A 15,474-nucleotide genomic window follows, 5' to 3' on the forward strand; every position below is an offset into this window, starting at 1 on the left:
CTCTCACCGTGATCGGCACCAACGACGGCCCCACCGCCGTTCCGGACAGCGCCAGCACCGACGAGGACACCCCCGTCACCTTCCCGGTCCTCGGCAACGACACCGACCCGGACGGCGACACCCTCACCGTCACCGGCGCCAGCGTCGATCCCGCCAAGGGCAGCGTCACCGTCAATCCCGATGGCACCCTCACCTTCAACCCGGCACCCAACTTCAATGGCCCGGTCGAGGTGAGCTACACCATCTCCGACGGCAAGGGCGGCACCTCCACCGCCATCGCCACCATCACGGTCAATCCGGTCGATAACGCCCCCGTGGCCGTGGATGACAGCGCCACCACCACCGAGGACGCCCCGGTCAGCCGCAACGCCCTCACCGGCGTGCTCGCCAACGATTCCGACATCGACAGCGCCAGCCTCGTCGTCTCCGGTGTGCGCACCGGCACCGCCGGCACTTTCACCGATCCGGGCACGGCCGGCGTCACCCTCGTCGGTGCCTATGGCTCCCTGCTGATCCACGCCGACGGCTCCTACACCTACACCCCGGGGGCCGCCGCACAGGCGCTCAACACCGGCGACTCGGTCCAGGACGTCTTCTCCTACCAGCTCTCCGATGGCAGCCTCACCGCCATCGCCCAGCTCTCCATCACCGTCACCGGGGCCAACGACGCTGCCGTCATCACCGGCACCGCCACCGGAAGCGTCAAGGAAGACACCGCCGGACAGCTCATCTCCACCGGCACCCTGGCCGCCACCGATGTGGACAGCCCGGCCACCTTCAATGCCGCCACCACCCCCGGCGCCTACGGCAGCTTCTCCATCGCCGCCAACGGCACCTGGACCTACACCCTCAGCAATGACGCGGCCAACGTCCAGGCCCTCAAGGAAGGCGACAGCCGTACCGAAACCTTCACCGTCACCACCGCCGACGGTACCCCCAGGACCGTCACCGTCACCGTCCTCGGCACCAACGAAGCGCCCACCGTCAGCAACGTCAGCGCCTCCGGCAACGAAGACCTGCCCATCCCGGTCACCCTCACCGGCAGCGATGTGGACGGCACCGTCACCAGCCTCACCCTGGCCGACCTGCCCACCCACGGCACCCTTTACCTCGACGCCGCCATGACCCAGCCGGTCAGCGCAGGCTCCGCACTCGCCGCCACCGCAGGCAGCGTCACCCTCTACTTCAAGCCCGACGCCAACTGGAACGGCTCCACCGAGTTCCATTACTCCGCCACCGACAACAACGGCGCCACCTCCTCCCAGGCCACCGCCAGCATCGGCGTCAATCCGGTCAATGATCCTCCGGTGGCCATCGCCGACAACGCGAGCACCGACCAGAACACGGCGGTGGACCACAGCGCCGGCACCGGCGTGCTGACCAACGACAGCGATATCGACGGTGGCACCCTGACTGTCTCCCACATTGCCCATGACGGCGGCGCGACCCTGGCAGTCGGCCCCGCCGGCACCACGGTAGGCGGTAGTCTTGGCAGCCTGCTGATCCACGCCGACGGCTCCTACACCTACACCCCGGGGGATGGGGCCAAGGCGCTGACCGCCGGCCAGGCCGCCAACGACGTATTCACCTACACCGTCTCCGACGGCAACGGCGGCACCGCCACGACCACCCTGACCATTCATGTCACCGGCCAGAATGACGCACCCGTCATCGGTGGCGTCGCCACGGGCAGCGTGACCGAGGATGGCGTGCTCACCGCCAGCGGGACCCTGACCATCGCCGACCCGGATGCAGGCCAATCGTCCTTCGTGGCTCAGACCACCCACGGCACCTATGGCACCCTGAGCCTGCAACCCAACGGGACCTGGACCTATTCGCTGGACAACGCCTCCACCAACGTGCAGTCGCTCAAGGAGGGGCAGCTCGTCCAGGAGCACGTCCAGGTCCAGAGCGCCGACGGCACCGTCCGCGAGATCGTCATCGACGTACATGGCACCAACGACGCCCCGGTGGTCAGCGGTGCGACAGTCCACGTCTCGGAAGAAGGCCTCCCCGGCGGCCAGGCCGACTCGCTGGGCACCACCGACACCACCAACCAGACGACCGCCAGCGGCGTCGTCACCCTGTCCGACGTGGATGGCAACGCCCTGACCCTGACCCTGACGGCGCCCACCGGCAGCTTCACCTCCAACAATGTCGCCATCACCTGGACCGGCAACGACAGCCATACCCTCGTGGGCAGCGCCAACGGCGTGGAGATCGTGCGCGCCACCATCTCCGATAACGGCCAGTACAGCGTCACCCTGGCCGGCCCCATCGACCACCCCGACACCACCCAGGAAGACACCCTCAACCTGCCCATCGGCATCAAGGTGAGCGACGGCATCACCAGCACGCTGAACACCCTGACCGTGGTCATCGAAGACGACGCCCCCACGGCTACCTCGGTCACCCAGGGCGTGGAGGTACCGCCGCAGGACACCAACCTGCTGATCATCCTGGACAACTCCGCGAGCATGAACACCCTGGACGGAGTCAATGGAACCTCGCGCCTGCAGTCAGCCGTTGCCTCGCTGCAGCAGTTGATCGACAGCTATGACAATCTGGGCGAAGTGCGCGTCCGCATCGTGACCTTCAACAGCACCTCGAACCCGAACGGAACTGGGAGCTTCTGGACCACAGCAAGCGCAGCGAAGACCCTGCTGGACGGCGTAAGCACGGCCGGCACCACCAACTATGATGCGGCCATCGCAGCTGGCCAAGCTGCCTTCGGTTCGACGGGCAAGCTTGCCTCCGGGCAGAACGTCTCTTACTTCCTGACCGACGGCGCACCCAACGGTGGCACCGAGATTTCTGGTGCCGACATCACCAACTGGCAGAACTTTCTGTCCGCCAACAACATCACCAGTTTCGCCCTGGGCTTGGGCAGTGCCAACCAAGTCAATCTGGACCCTGTCGCCTTCAATGGCCTGACCAACACAGACATGAACGGGCAGTTGATCACCAGCTACGACCAACTCTCCGGCACCCTCCAAGGCACCGTCGGCCAGTCGGCCAGTGGTGACATCCTCTCCGGCGGCCTGCTGGGTGGCACGTCCGGCTTCGGTGCCGATGGTGGTCACATCGAGTCGATCACGGTGGACGGAGTCACCTACACCTACGATCCGACAGCAGCCGACGGTGCCGGCAGCGTGACCCCCAGCAGTGGCACCGGAACCGGCACCTATGATGCGGCAAGCCACGAATTCACCATCAAGACCGCCGACGGCGGCACCCTGCTGGTGAATCTGAGTACCGGCAGCTACTCCTACACGCCCAAGGCCACCGTCACCACCCCCATCGTCGACGGCTTCAGCTTCGTGCTGGTGGACAAGGACGGCGACCACGCCGGCGCGGAGGTCACCTTCAACGTCAGCCGCACCGCCGAGAACACCATCGCCCTCACCAGCACGACAACGGCCATCAGCCCCACCAGCCTGGGCCTGACCGGGGAGTACTACGGCTACAACGACTCGACCAGTGCGAGCATCACCCGTACCCATACGGACGACCGGACCCTCGGCAATCTCGATCACGTGTCAGACATGACCACCATCGTCGACGGGCGCAGCGGCACCACGGTGGTGGGCACCTACGACGCCGCACCGGCCTCGGGTGCGGACGCCACCTTCAGTGCCGACAAGATCGATTACGGCTTCGGCTACTCCACCACCACCAGCGGCACCACCACCACGGTGGGTGCAGTCGATGGCAACCTGGGCAACAACCCCACCGTGGGCGCTGACCTGGCGGTCAATTCCGGTGCGCTGTACAACTTCCTGCGCGGTGGCACGGCGGGCTCCGATGCCGGCACCCTGACCACCACCACGGGTCTGGGCTACACCACCGACTCCGGCCTGCGCTTTGTCGGCCTGATGAACGTGGCTGGCGGCAACTACGACATCCGCATCACCGCTGACGACGGCTTCCGGATCAACGTCGATGGCCAGACCGTGGCCATGTTCGACAACATCCAGTCGCCCACCACCCGGGTGTTCCAGAACGTAGGCATGGAAAGCGGCCTGCACCCCATCGAGATCCTCTACTGGGAACAGGGCGGCAATGCGCGCCTGCGCATCGAGGTCAAACTCCACAGTGAAGCCGACACCGCCTACAAGACCCTGGGCACCGACGACTTTGCCTTGTTCACCCCCACCAGCGCCCCGACTCTGAGCGAGACCCAGGACATCATCGAGAGCTCAACCCAGAACGGCAGCTGGCTGGTCCAGACCGGCGCACAGACCGACGGCACCGACGCCAACGATCACATCACCGGCAGTACGGGCCAGGACATCATCAACGGTGGCCTCGGCAACGACGTGATCATTGGCGGCGCCAACGAGAACACCATTTCCGGCGGCGCCGGCAACGACACCCTGACCGGTGGCCTCGGCTCCGATGTGTTCAAGTGGTCTCTGGGCGATGCCGGCACCACCAGCCAGCCAGCCATCGATGCCATCACCGACTTCAACAAGGCCGCGCCTCTCGACGGCGGTGACGTGCTCGACCTGCGCGAGTTGCTGCAGGGCGAGAGCCATACCGGCACGGCGGTCGGCAACCTGGACAGCTACCTGCACTTCGAACGCGCGGGCACCGACACGGTGGTACACATCAGCTCGTCCGGTGGCTACACGGGCGGCACTTTCAATGCCGGCGCCACCGACCAGAAGATTGTGCTGCAAGGCGTGGATCTGACCAACAGCGGCGCCCTGAGCAATGACAGCCAGATCATCCAGGATCTGCTGACCAAGGGTAAGCTCAGCGCCGACTAGGCATCCGGCCTGCACGCAAGGGCAGGCGCAGTACAAAAAGGGGGCGCCGCGAGGCGCCCCCTTTTTTCCTTGCAAAGACAAGCCTTGATCGCTTCAGCCGGCAAGCTGCCGTCGCGACGCCTCGGGGCCCGTCATCCCGCCCACGCCCAGCAGACTGGCAGCAGCCCACTCCTCGGCGCAGTGCACCTGCTCTGCGTACACCACCACCTCCAGGCCACGCGCCACATCCACGATCGCCTTCACGAGCCGCCGATGCCCCTCGTTCTCGTGCAACGCCACCACGAAGCTGCCGTCGAGCTTCAGGTAGGCCAGACGCAGCGCATACAGGCGGGGCAAGGCCGCGAGTTGGCGCCCGAAATGCTCGATCCCCAGATGCGCACCGTGGCGTGACAGGACCTCCACCAACGACTCCAGCCCCGCCAGGCTGGCATCCAGCCCACGCTCGCTGACCTCGATCGAAAGGCGTGCGGCATTCGGCCCGGCAATGGCGAGCAGCATGTCCAGCTTGTCGAGAAAACCCGCCTCGGTCAGGGAGCGCGGTGCCACGTTGATCGCCACGGGTTCCGCTGAAGCAGCCAGCAGATCGACCCCCAGGCGGATTGCCTCCAGGTCGCAGGCAGCGGCCAGCCCCACCCGCACTGCTGCCGGCATGAACTGCCCGGCGGTCAGCACCGCGCCTTCCACCGGCAGACGGAGCATGTACTCCCGGTGCACCAGGCGCCCCTCCCGATCCAGCACCGGGTAGCCCGCCAGGGCGAAGTCATGGCGCGCCAAGGCACCCTCGAGCATCTCCCGCCAGCCCCCCTCGCCCGGCGCGGGGATGGGCAGGGGCGAGCCACCGGGCTCGGCCACAATGCCGCCCTCCACCTCGGCCCGCATCAGGGCCGAATCGACCCGCGCCAACACGTCGCCGGGCGTATCGTCACGCCGATAGGCCACCGCCGCCGCGTCCAGCTTCAGGCGCAGCGTGTCGTCGATCTTCAGATCCAGCGCCGCCACCGCACCGCAAGCCCGCTCCAGCAGGGCACGTCCCTCACCCAGGCCCAGGCCGGGGACCAGAACACCGAACTCCGCACCACCGAGGCGCCCCAGCGCCATGTCATCGCCAGCCTCCAGGCTGCGCTGCAACGTACTTGCCACACTGGCCAGCCACTCGTCCGTACGGACCCGGCCGAGCTTCTGGTTCAACCCGGCCAGATCGGCAATCCGCAACACTGCAATGCAACCGCCCGGCGGCACATCCGGGTCGGACAAGACCCGGCGCAGCTCGCCATTGAAGGCAGCCCGATTCAACAGGCCGGTTCCGGCATCATGGCTGCCTTCATCCCGCAGGCTCTCGATGCGCCCGGCCTGCTCTGCAAACAAGGTCCTGACGCGCTCGGACATCCGGTTCAGCGCACGCGCCATGCTCCGCAACTCAAGCACGCGGGGCTCCTCCAGCACCCGGAACTGCCCGCCACCAATCGCCTCGGCCTGCTCCGCCATCTCGTCGAGAGGCCGCCGCACCCAGCCCATCAGCATCGACACTGCCACCGCCCAGAACAATCCGATGGCCAGCATCAGGCTGCCCAGTTGCAGACAGCCCCGCCACAGGGAGCGGTGCGCATAGCCGTGGGCCGCCTCCACCGTCACCTGCCCGACCTGCCGCCAGCCATCACTCACCAGCGCCTGGCCAGGCCGGGCATTGAGCGGCAGCAGCGCCGGAAGCCAATCCGGCACGCCGTCGGCGACGTCCGGCTGGACACGCTCGATAAGGACTTTTCCGGCCGGATCGGTAAAGCGGATCATGCGGAAATGGCCACCATCGAACAGGGCCGCAATCAGCAACTCGAGAGTCGCCACGTCCTTGCTCTGCTGGGACATCGACAGGGCCAGCGACACCGCACCGTCGCCCGCCTGGGCCGACAGCTGCTGCTCGAAGTAGCCTCGCGCAGTAAGCAGGCTGACTCCGAAGGACCCGGCCAGCACCACCCCCATCGCCACCACCACACTGACCCACAACCTTCTCAGCAATGACATTATCTTTCCTTCATGGCGTATAGCCTTCCGAACGCATTCTCTGGAGCAGTTCCCGCCAGCGGGACACCCGGTCCACCGGGCTCGTCGCCTGGGCGGCGCCCCCCACGAAAACACCCTGCATGTTGAAACTGAACACGGGCGCCAGGTCCGGGCGCGCCGTCGCCGGACGAATGTCCGTGATGAGATTGTCGAGCACCAGCGGCACCGCTTCCGGCGACGGGTAGTAGCTCAGCACCATGTGGGCCTGGGTCACGCTGCTGGCCGGCCCGCCGATATGGGCGCGCACATAGGTCATGCGCAGGCGCGCCTCGGGAACCCCCAGCTCCCTCAGACTGAAGTACTTGGCAAAAACGAAATCCTCGCAATCGCCCGCGCCCCGCCCGATGGTCTCCAGGGGCGTCGCCCAGTAATCCGTCTGGGACCACACCACCGAGTCGTCGGCAAAGCGGATGCGCCGATTGAAATACTCGTTGACCCTTCGCAACTGCTCCTGCTCGGCCTGGTCGCGCCAGCCCGCCAGCGCGCTTCGCCAAGCCTCTACGGCCTCGGCCGCCGCTGCGCCAAAACGCTGCTGGGCGACCGCCTCCATCCGCTCCAGGTCGAAGCCGGCAAAAGCCAGCACGGCCCACAATCCCATCAGCATTCCGAACCAGGCCATCCGGCAATCGGACCGGAATTGGCGTGAAATTGAACGCAGGGAATCGGCTGGAGCCATCAGGAGCAGAGAACCGGCGTCTGTGCGAAATGTCGCGGGGTCAGAGAGGAAGGCGGCAACTCAGCCGGAATCAACGGCTCCGCGCGGGAAAAATTGAGTTCTACCGCGCTCTGTCGTTATTTGTGAAATATTAATTCGAGAAGAAGGATCCGGGCCTTGTCTCATCCAAAAACCCAAATAATTCTCGGGAAATGCCAAAGTCGCCGAATAGAATCCGTCTGCCTTGCGGAATGTTCTCCGCGAACTTCATCGCCGCACCTTGAAGTGCTACCCGAATCTCCCCTTACCGAGATGACCATGCCCACGTTGACCAAGCTCTCCGCCAGCCTCGCGCTGTCCTTCCTGACCCTGTCCGCAGCCCACGCGGGCACCCCGGGCACGCTGCCCGACGCGATCGAGAAGGCCGTCCTCCGCAACCCGGAAGTCCTGGCGCGCCTGCACAACTACCAGGCATCGGATGCTGAACGGGACATCGCCCGTGGCGGTCTCTTCCCGCGGATCGACCTGCAGGGCTACACCGGCCGCGAACGGCGTGACACGCCCACCGCACCGTCGGACAGCTACAACCGCCCGGGCTACCAGTTGCAATTGCGCCAGCTGATCTTCGATGGCTTCGCCACCAGCAACGACATCAAGCGCCTGGGCTTTGCCCGCGCGGTCCGCTACTACGAACTCCTCGGCAGCACCGACGAGACGGCCTATGAAGCGGCACGTGCCTATCTCGACGTTCAGCGCTACCGTGACCTGGCCAAGCTGGCCCAGGAGAACTGGGCCATCCACAAGGAAACCGTCGACCAGATCGAGCGCCGCGTGAAAGCCGGCGTCGGCCGCCGGGTTGACCTCGAACAAGCCTTCGGCCGCCTCGCCCTGGCCCAGTCCAACTGGCTCACCGAGAGCTCCAACCTGCACGACGTCAGCCAGCGCTATCAGCGCGTCGTCGGCGAAGCCCCCGCCGACAAGCTGGAGAGCGTGCCCTCCTTCGCCACCAAGCTGCCGGCCGAAAAGGATGTGCTGCGCCAGGCCGTGGTCGAAAACCCGTCCTTCCGCGCGGCGGTGTCCAACATCCGCGCCTCCCGCGCCAACATCGACGTGCAGCGCGCCAACAACCTGCCCACCGTCGAGCTGCGCGCCAGCACCGGCATGGACCGCAACCTGCTGGGCGTGACCGGCGAGACCACCAGCACCGCCTTGCAGGTTCTGCTCAACTGGAACCTCTACAAGGGCGGCTCCGACGAAGCGCGCATCCGCCAGTCCCACGAGCAGCTTTACAACGCCACCGACCTGCGCGACAAGGCCTGCCGCGACGTCCGCCAGCAGACCGCGATCGCCTGGAACGACGTGAAGAAGCTGAAGGAACAGCTGGTCTATCTCGAACAGCACCAGCTCTCCACCGAGAAAGCCCGCGATGCCTACCGCCAGCAGTTCGACATCGGCCAGCGCAGCCTGCTCGACGTGCTCAACACCGAGAACGAGCTGTTCGACGCCAAGCGCGCCACCGCCCGGGCCCGCTACGACCTCGTCCAGGCCGAACTCCGTGTCCTCACCCAGACCCACACCCTCCTGCCGAGCGTGCAACTGACCCCGGTCAGCCGCAACGCCCCCGAGGAAGCCGCCGCCAGCCAGGGCGAAGCCACCGATGAGGCCGTGCAGTGCAGCACCGACCTGCCGGAGGTGCCGCCGCTCGATACCGCGGGCGCACTCCAGGGACGTCCGCAACCCGTCGCCGTGCCCCTGCCGGTCCCGGCACAGCCTGCGGCGCAGGTGGCAGCCCCGGCCGCCGCCACGGGCGTCGAAGCGCAGGTCAAATCCTGGGCCGCGGCCTGGTCCGCCAAGGATTTCAAGAGCTACAAGGCCTTCTACTCGAGCAACTTCAAGCCCGAGCAAGGCAGCCTCGAAGCCTGGCTGAGCCAGCGCGAGAAGCGTCTCGCCAAACCGGGCGAGATCAACGTGAGCGTCGAGGGCATCACGGTGCGCCGCCTGTCCGCCACCGCGTCCGAAGCCAGCTTCACCCAGAACTACCGCTCCGCCGATTTCACCGACAGCATGTCCAAGACCTTGCACTACGAGCTCGAGAACGGTCAGTGGAAGATCGTCCGCGAATCCAACCGCTGATCTGCGCCGCGGGCCCCCGTAACAGGGGGGCTCCCGGAGCCGCCAACAAAAATGGGAGCCCGAGGGCTCCCATTTTTCTACTCAAAGCTGCTGCGTTTCAACCGATATGCGACTGCATGATCCGCCGGTAGAACTCGTGGAAATGCTGCATCCCGTCTTCGTAGGGAGACTGGTAGGGCCCGACCTCGTTGCGGCCTTCGCGCAGCAGGGCCAGACGACCGCGGTCCATCCGCTCGCCGATGTCGTCGTCCTCGATGGCGGTTTCCATGTAGGCTGCCTGCTCGGCTTCGACAAACTCGCGTTCGAACTCGAGGATCTCTTCCGGATAGTAGAACTCGACCACATTGGTGGTCTTGTTCACATCGGTCGGAATCAGCGTGCTGACCACCAGCACATGCGGGTACCACTCCACCATGATGTTCGGGAAGTAGGTCAGCCAGATGGCGCCGTGCTTCGGCATCTCACCACCGTGATAGGCCAGCACGGACTCATGCCAGCGCTTGTAGGTGGGTGACCCGGGCTTTTGCAGCGAGGTGATGCCGACGCGCTGCACCGAATACCATTCGCCGAACTGCCAGGTCAGGTCATCGCAGGTGACGAACTGACCAAGCCCCGGGTGGAACGGCACGACGTGGTAGTCCTCGAGATACACCTCGATGAAGGTCTTCCAGTTGTAGTTGCACTCGTGGATCTCGACCTTGTCGAGCTTGTAGCCCGCGAAATCGAGTTCCCTGGCAACCTGCATCCCCGCCAGATCGGCGTTGGCCGAGCGCGGCCCGTTGAAGAGCAGGCCATGCCAGTTCTCAAGCTTGTCACGCTTGAGATTGAGGCAGGGCTTGTCGGCAAAATGCGGAGCGCCGATCAGCAGACCGTCGGGGTTGTAAGTCCAGCGGTGGATCGGGCAGACGATGTTGCGGTCGGCCGTGCCGGACCCCTCGAGCATGATCGCCTGGCGATGACGGCAGATGTTGGACATCTGGTAAAAACCGTCCTCGCGGTTGATCAACAGCCGCGCGTGGTCTGCCCACTCCAGGGAGCGGTACTGATTGACTTCCGGCACCATCAGCTCGTGGCCGACGTAGCCGGGACCGGCATCGAAGAGGAGTCGCTTCTCCAATTCGAAGATCTTTTCGTCGAAATACCACGATACCGGCAGCTGGCAAGCAGCCGGCGAGAGAAGTGCCTGAGAAGCGATGTCAGACATCCCGAACCCCCTGATTCAAAGCGAAAGCCCGAAACGTTAAACACGGGATTCTATAGTATTACGCGTTTGACCTGAAGCCCGGCCATAGGCTATTTTTACGGTTTCCCCACGTAAAATCCGGCCACGCATGGTCAAGAACTCCAAGTCACCGAGTTTCGAAACAGCTGTTTCTGAACTGGAATCCATCGTTCAGGAAATGGAAAACGGCCAGCTTCCCCTCGACCAGGCACTCGCCTCCTATCAGCGCGGCACCCAGTTGCTGAGGCAATGCCAGGACCTCCTGTCAAACGCGGAGCAGAGCATCCGCGTGATCGAAGCCGCAACCCCGGAGGCCCCGCAACCATGAACAACAGCAACTCCGGCCAGATGAACTTTGGGCAGTGGATGGCCGACATCCAGGCCCGCACCGAAGACGCCCTCGACCGCGCACTGCCGTCGGCCGCGATCGCGCCGGCACGCCTGCACGAGGCCATGCGCTATGCCGTACTCGGCGGCGGCAAACGCGTGCGTCCGCTGCTCGTGCATGCCGCAGGCCAGCTCACGGGCGCGGCGCCCGAACGCCTCGACAGGGTTGCCTGCGCCCTCGAGATGATCCACGCCTATTCGCTGGTCCACGACGACATGCCGTGCATGGACGACGATGTGCTGCGTCGCGGCAAGCCCACCGTCCATGTCCAGTTCGATGAAGCCACCGCCCTGCTGGTGGGCGATGCCCTGCAGACCCTGGCCTTCCAGCACGTGACCGACGCCCCTGTGTGCGACGCCCCGGCACGCCAGCTCGGCATGATCCGCCAGCTGGCGATCGCCACCGGCTCCCGAGGCATGGCCGGCGGCCAGGCCATCGACCTCGCCTCGGTCGGGTTGCAGCTGAGCCTGGCCGAGCTCGAGTTCATGCACATCCACAAGACGGGTGCCCTGATCCGGGCCTCGGTGACACTCGGCGCCCAATGCGGACAGCCCCTGGGCGACGCCGAAATGGAGACGCTGGACCATGTCGGCAAGGTCATCGGCCTGCTCTTCCAGGTGGTGGACGACATCCTCGACACCGAGGCCGATACCGCCACCCTCGGCAAGACTGCCGGCAAGGACGCAGCCAACGACAAGCCCACCTACGTCAGCCTCCTCGGCGTCAGCCGCGCCCGGGAGCTTGCCGAGGAGATGTACCAGGATGCCATCGCCCGCCTCGCCCCGTTTGGCGACGCCGGCCAGCGCCTCTCCGAACTCACGCGCTTCATCATCCGCCGTCAGTTCTGATCGAGCCGCCCCCAACGAACACCCATTAACGACCCGGTAACCCGGAATGCCCCTCGGAACGCAGCCCGCTTCACCCCGCGCCAGCCTGCTCGACCGCATCGCGTCGCCCGCGGACCTGCGCAAGCTCGACCCGGACCAGCTCCCCCAGCTGGCCGACGAACTGCGCAGCTTCCTGATCGACTCGGTCTCCCGCACCGGCGGCCACCTGTCGTCCAACCTCGGCACCGTCGAACTGACCGTCGCCCTGCACTACGTTTTCCACACCCCCGACGACCGCATCGTCTGGGACGTAGGCCACCAGACCTACGCCCACAAGATCCTCACCGGCCGCCGCGAAGGCATGGCCAGCCTGCGCCAGTACCACGGCATCTCGGGCTTCCCGCGCCGCTCCGAGAGCGGCTACGACACCTTCGGCACAGCCCACTCCTCCACCTCGATCTCCGCCGCCCTGGGTATGGCCGAGGCGGCCCGCCTGCGCGGCGAGGACAGGCGCGCCATCGCAGTGATCGGCGACGGCGCGATGTCCGCCGGCATGGCCTTCGAGGCGCTCAACAACGCAGGCGACATCCACGACACCAACCTGCTGGTCATCCTCAACGACAACGAGATGTCCATCTCGCCGCCGGTCGGAGCCCTCAACAAGCACCTCTCCCGGCTGCTCTCCGGGCGCATTTACAACGGCGCCCGCAAGATCGGCAAGCGCTTCCTGGAAAACCTCCCCCCGCCGGTCTTCGAACTGGCCAAGCGCACCGAGGAGCACGTCAAGGGCATGGTCATGCCCGGCACGATGTTCGAGGAGTTCGGCTTCAACTACATCGGCCCCATCGACGGCCACGACCTCGAATCCCTGCTCCCCACCCTGCAGAACCTGCGCACCCTCAAGGGCCCCCAGTTCCTGCACGTGATCACCCGCAAGGGCCAGGGCTACAAGCTGGCCGAGGCTGACCCCATCCTGTACCACGGCGTCTCGCGCTTTGACCACCTCGCGGGGATCCCCTCCGGCAAGGACAGCAAGGGGGGCGGCAAGCTCACCTACACCCAGGTCTTCGGTGACTGGCTGTGCGACATGGCGGCGTCCGACCGGAACCTGGTCGCCATCACACCGGCCATGCGCGAAGGCTCCGGCATGGTCCGCTTCGCCCATGAATACCCGGACCGCTACTACGACGTGGGGATCGCCGAGCAACACGCCCTGACCTTCGGCGCCGGCCTGGCCTGCGAGGGCTTCAAGCCGGTGGTGGCGATCTACTCCACCTTCCTGCAGCGCGCCTACGACCAGCTCATCCACGACATCGCCCTGCAGAACCTGCCGGTCATGATGGCCATCGACCGGGCCGGCCTGGTTGGCGCAGACGGCGCCACCCACCACGGCGCCTTCGACCTGTCCTATCTGCTGTGCGTCCCCAACCTCACGATCTTCTGCCCCGCCGACGAGAATGAGTGCCGGCAGATGCTCTACACCGCCTACCAGCACAACGGCCCCACCGCCGTACGCTACCCCCGCGGCAGCGGCCTGGGCGTAACACCGCAGGCCGCCATGGCCGCGCTGCCCATCGGCAAGGGCGAGGTCCGGCGCGAAGGCCGCAAGACCGCCCTGCTCGCCTTCGGCAGCATGCTCGGCACCGCGCTGCAGGTCGGAGAGCAGATCGACGCCACGGTGGCGAACATGCGCTTCGCCAAGCCCATCGACCGCGACCTGATCCTCGATCTCGCCGGACGGCACGAACTCCTGGTCACCCTTGAGGAAAACTCGGTGATCGGCGGCGTCGGCACCGAAGTCGCACGCGTCCTCCACGAAGCCGGCAAGACCACCCGCGTGCTGCAGCTCGGCCTGCCCGACCGCTTCATCGACCATGGCGATCAGGCCCAGCTGCTGGCCGAGGTCGGCCTTGACGCCGCCAGCGTGGCACAGCGGATTGAAGCTGCCGGCAAGGCGAATAGTTGAGCGCTTTTGTCGGGAATGTTAGGATCGAATGATCAGGGGGCGACAGACCCCCATTCCCCAACGAGATCTTAGAGAACAGTACAGCCATGACTACGTGCGCCACCCCCACACCCATCCCGGACGTACAGAATTCCGTGGATTCCCGCCACCTGGCCATCAACAAGGTCGGCATCAAGTCCATCCGGCACCCGATCAAGGTGCTGGACAAGAGCGGCGGCGGGGTGCAGCACACCATTGCCGTCTTCAACATGTATGTCGGCCTGCCCCACAACTTCAAGGGCACCCACATGTCACGCTTTGTGGAGATCCTCAACAGCCACGAGCGCGAGATCTCCGTTGAGTCCTTCGAGCCCATGCTGCGGGAGATGGTCAGGAAGCTCGAGGCCGAGACCGGCCACGTGGAAATGACCTTCCCCTACTTCATCAACAAGGCCGCACCGGTATCCGGCGTGCAGAGCCTGATGGACTACGAGGTCACCTTCATCGGCGAGATCCGCGAGGGCGGCGCTTACGAATTCACCATGAAGGTCGTGGTGCCTGTCACCAGCCTGTGCCCCTGCTCGAAGAAGATCTCCGCCTACGGCGCCCACAACCAGCGCTCCCACGTCACGGTGACCACCATCACCAACGACCTGCTGTGGATCGAGGAGCTTGTGCAACTGGTCGAAGCCCAGGCCTCCTGCGAGCTGTACGGCCTGCTCAAGCGCCCGGACGAGAAGTTCGTGACCGAGCGCGCCTACGACAACCCCAAGTTTGTCGAAGACATGGTCCGTGACGTGGCCGGCAGCCTCAACGATGAACCCCGCGTGGTGGCCTACGTGGTCGAGTCCGAGAATTTCGAATCCATCCACAACCACTCCGCCTACGCCCTCATCGAACAGGACAAGCGCCTCCGCTGAGCGCCCCGCCCGCAGCAGGCACGGCGGGCAAAACAGGCAAAAAAAACGGAACCCGAAGGTTCCGTTTTTTTCGTCCTGGAAAAACTCAGGCCTTGGCAGCTGCAGCGGCAGCCTTGGCGGCGAAGGACTTGTAGTCCAGCTTTTCCTTGATACGGGCGGACTTGCCGGAGCGGCTACGCAGGTAGTAGAGCTTGGCACGACGCACATCACCACGACGCTTCACTTCGATGCTGGCAACCAGCGGGGAGTAGGTCTGGAAAGTACGCTCAACGCCTTCACCGGAGGAAATCTTGCGGACGATGAAAGCGGAGTTGAGGCCGCGGTTACGCTTGGCAATGACAACGCCTTCGTAAGCCTGCAGACGCTCGCGGTTACCTTCCTTAACCTTGACTTGAACAACCACGGTGTCGCCGGGGGCGAACTCGGGGATGGTCTTGCCTTGGGTCAGGCGGGCAACTTCTTCCTGTTCCAGCTGCTGAATGAGGTTCATGCGTAACTCCTGAAAGATATGGGCCATTGGCCTTACATGCAGAGCAGGTCGCCACCTGGTGCAC

The 15,474-nt window shown here is 65.3% G+C and carries 10 protein-coding genes; 6 read left to right on the forward strand and 4 right to left on the reverse strand.

What is annotated here, in order from left to right:
* A partial coding sequence (locus HHL15_RS26800) for a beta strand repeat-containing protein (RefSeq protein WP_169146123.1) occupies positions 1 to 4,772 on the forward strand: 4,772 nt, incomplete at its 5' end.
* A gap of 93 nt (positions 4,773 to 4,865) precedes the next feature.
* On the opposite strand, the gene HHL15_RS12560 is transcribed toward HHL15_RS26800, so the two are convergent.
* Both HHL15_RS12560 and HHL15_RS12565 read right to left on the reverse strand, forming a co-directional pair.
* Positions 4,866 to 6,791 carry a bifunctional diguanylate cyclase/phosphodiesterase gene (locus tag HHL15_RS12560; RefSeq protein ID WP_169146124.1) on the reverse strand — a complete coding sequence of 642 codons (1,926 nt, stop codon included), beginning with the start codon at positions 6,789 to 6,791 and terminating at the stop codon, positions 4,866 to 4,868.
* Positions 6,792 to 6,801: 10 nt separating this feature from the next.
* A complete protein-coding gene (locus HHL15_RS12565) occupies positions 6,802 to 7,428 on the reverse strand; it encodes a transglutaminase-like cysteine peptidase (RefSeq protein ID WP_235943379.1) in 627 nt (208 codons plus the stop codon).
* Positions 7,429 to 7,803: 375 nt separating this feature from the next.
* Here HHL15_RS12565 and HHL15_RS12570 point away from each other — a divergent pair, with 375 nt between their 5' ends.
* Positions 7,804 to 9,618: a TolC family outer membrane protein gene (locus HHL15_RS12570; protein ID WP_169146125.1), complete on the forward strand. Its 1,815-nt coding sequence runs from the start codon at positions 7,804 to 7,806 to the stop codon at positions 9,616 to 9,618.
* Positions 9,619 to 9,715: 97 nt separating this feature from the next.
* On the opposite strand, the gene HHL15_RS12575 is transcribed toward HHL15_RS12570, so the two are convergent.
* On the reverse strand, positions 9,716 to 10,822 hold the full coding sequence (locus HHL15_RS12575; RefSeq protein ID WP_169146126.1) for an aromatic ring-hydroxylating oxygenase subunit alpha: 1,107 nt from the start codon (positions 10,820 to 10,822) through the stop codon (positions 9,716 to 9,718).
* Between the two features lie 127 nt (positions 10,823 to 10,949).
* Here HHL15_RS12575 and xseB point away from each other — a divergent pair, with 127 nt between their 5' ends.
* From xseB to folE2, 4 genes are all read left to right on the forward strand, one after another.
* Positions 10,950 to 11,168 (forward strand): exodeoxyribonuclease VII small subunit, encoded by a 219-nt coding sequence (xseB, locus tag HHL15_RS12580; RefSeq protein WP_169146127.1) that lies wholly within the window; start codon positions 10,950 to 10,952, stop codon positions 11,166 to 11,168.
* A complete protein-coding gene (locus tag HHL15_RS12585) occupies positions 11,165 to 12,076 on the forward strand; it encodes a polyprenyl synthetase family protein (protein ID WP_169146128.1) in 912 nt (303 codons plus the stop codon). Before xseB ends, HHL15_RS12585 begins: the two co-directional genes overlap by 4 nt.
* A gap of 46 nt (positions 12,077 to 12,122) precedes the next feature.
* Complete coding sequence (gene dxs / locus HHL15_RS12590; RefSeq protein WP_169146129.1) at positions 12,123 to 14,021, forward strand: 1-deoxy-D-xylulose-5-phosphate synthase; 1,899 nt, start codon at positions 12,123 to 12,125, stop codon at positions 14,019 to 14,021.
* 86 nt (positions 14,022 to 14,107) lie between these two features.
* On the forward strand, positions 14,108 to 14,920 hold the full coding sequence (folE2, locus tag HHL15_RS12595) for a GTP cyclohydrolase FolE2 (protein ID WP_169146130.1): 813 nt from the start codon (positions 14,108 to 14,110) through the stop codon (positions 14,918 to 14,920).
* Between the two features lie 85 nt (positions 14,921 to 15,005).
* Here folE2 and rplS read toward each other — a convergent pair whose 3' ends face one another.
* Positions 15,006 to 15,410: a 50S ribosomal protein L19 gene (gene rplS / locus HHL15_RS12600; RefSeq protein ID WP_169146131.1), complete on the reverse strand. Its 405-nt coding sequence runs from the start codon at positions 15,408 to 15,410 to the stop codon at positions 15,006 to 15,008.
* Between the last annotated feature and the right edge of the window lie 64 nt (positions 15,411 to 15,474).

Origin of the sequence: Zoogloea dura (assembly GCF_012927165.1) — a bacterium.
Lineage (GTDB): Bacteria > Pseudomonadota > Gammaproteobacteria > Burkholderiales > Rhodocyclaceae > Zoogloea > Zoogloea dura.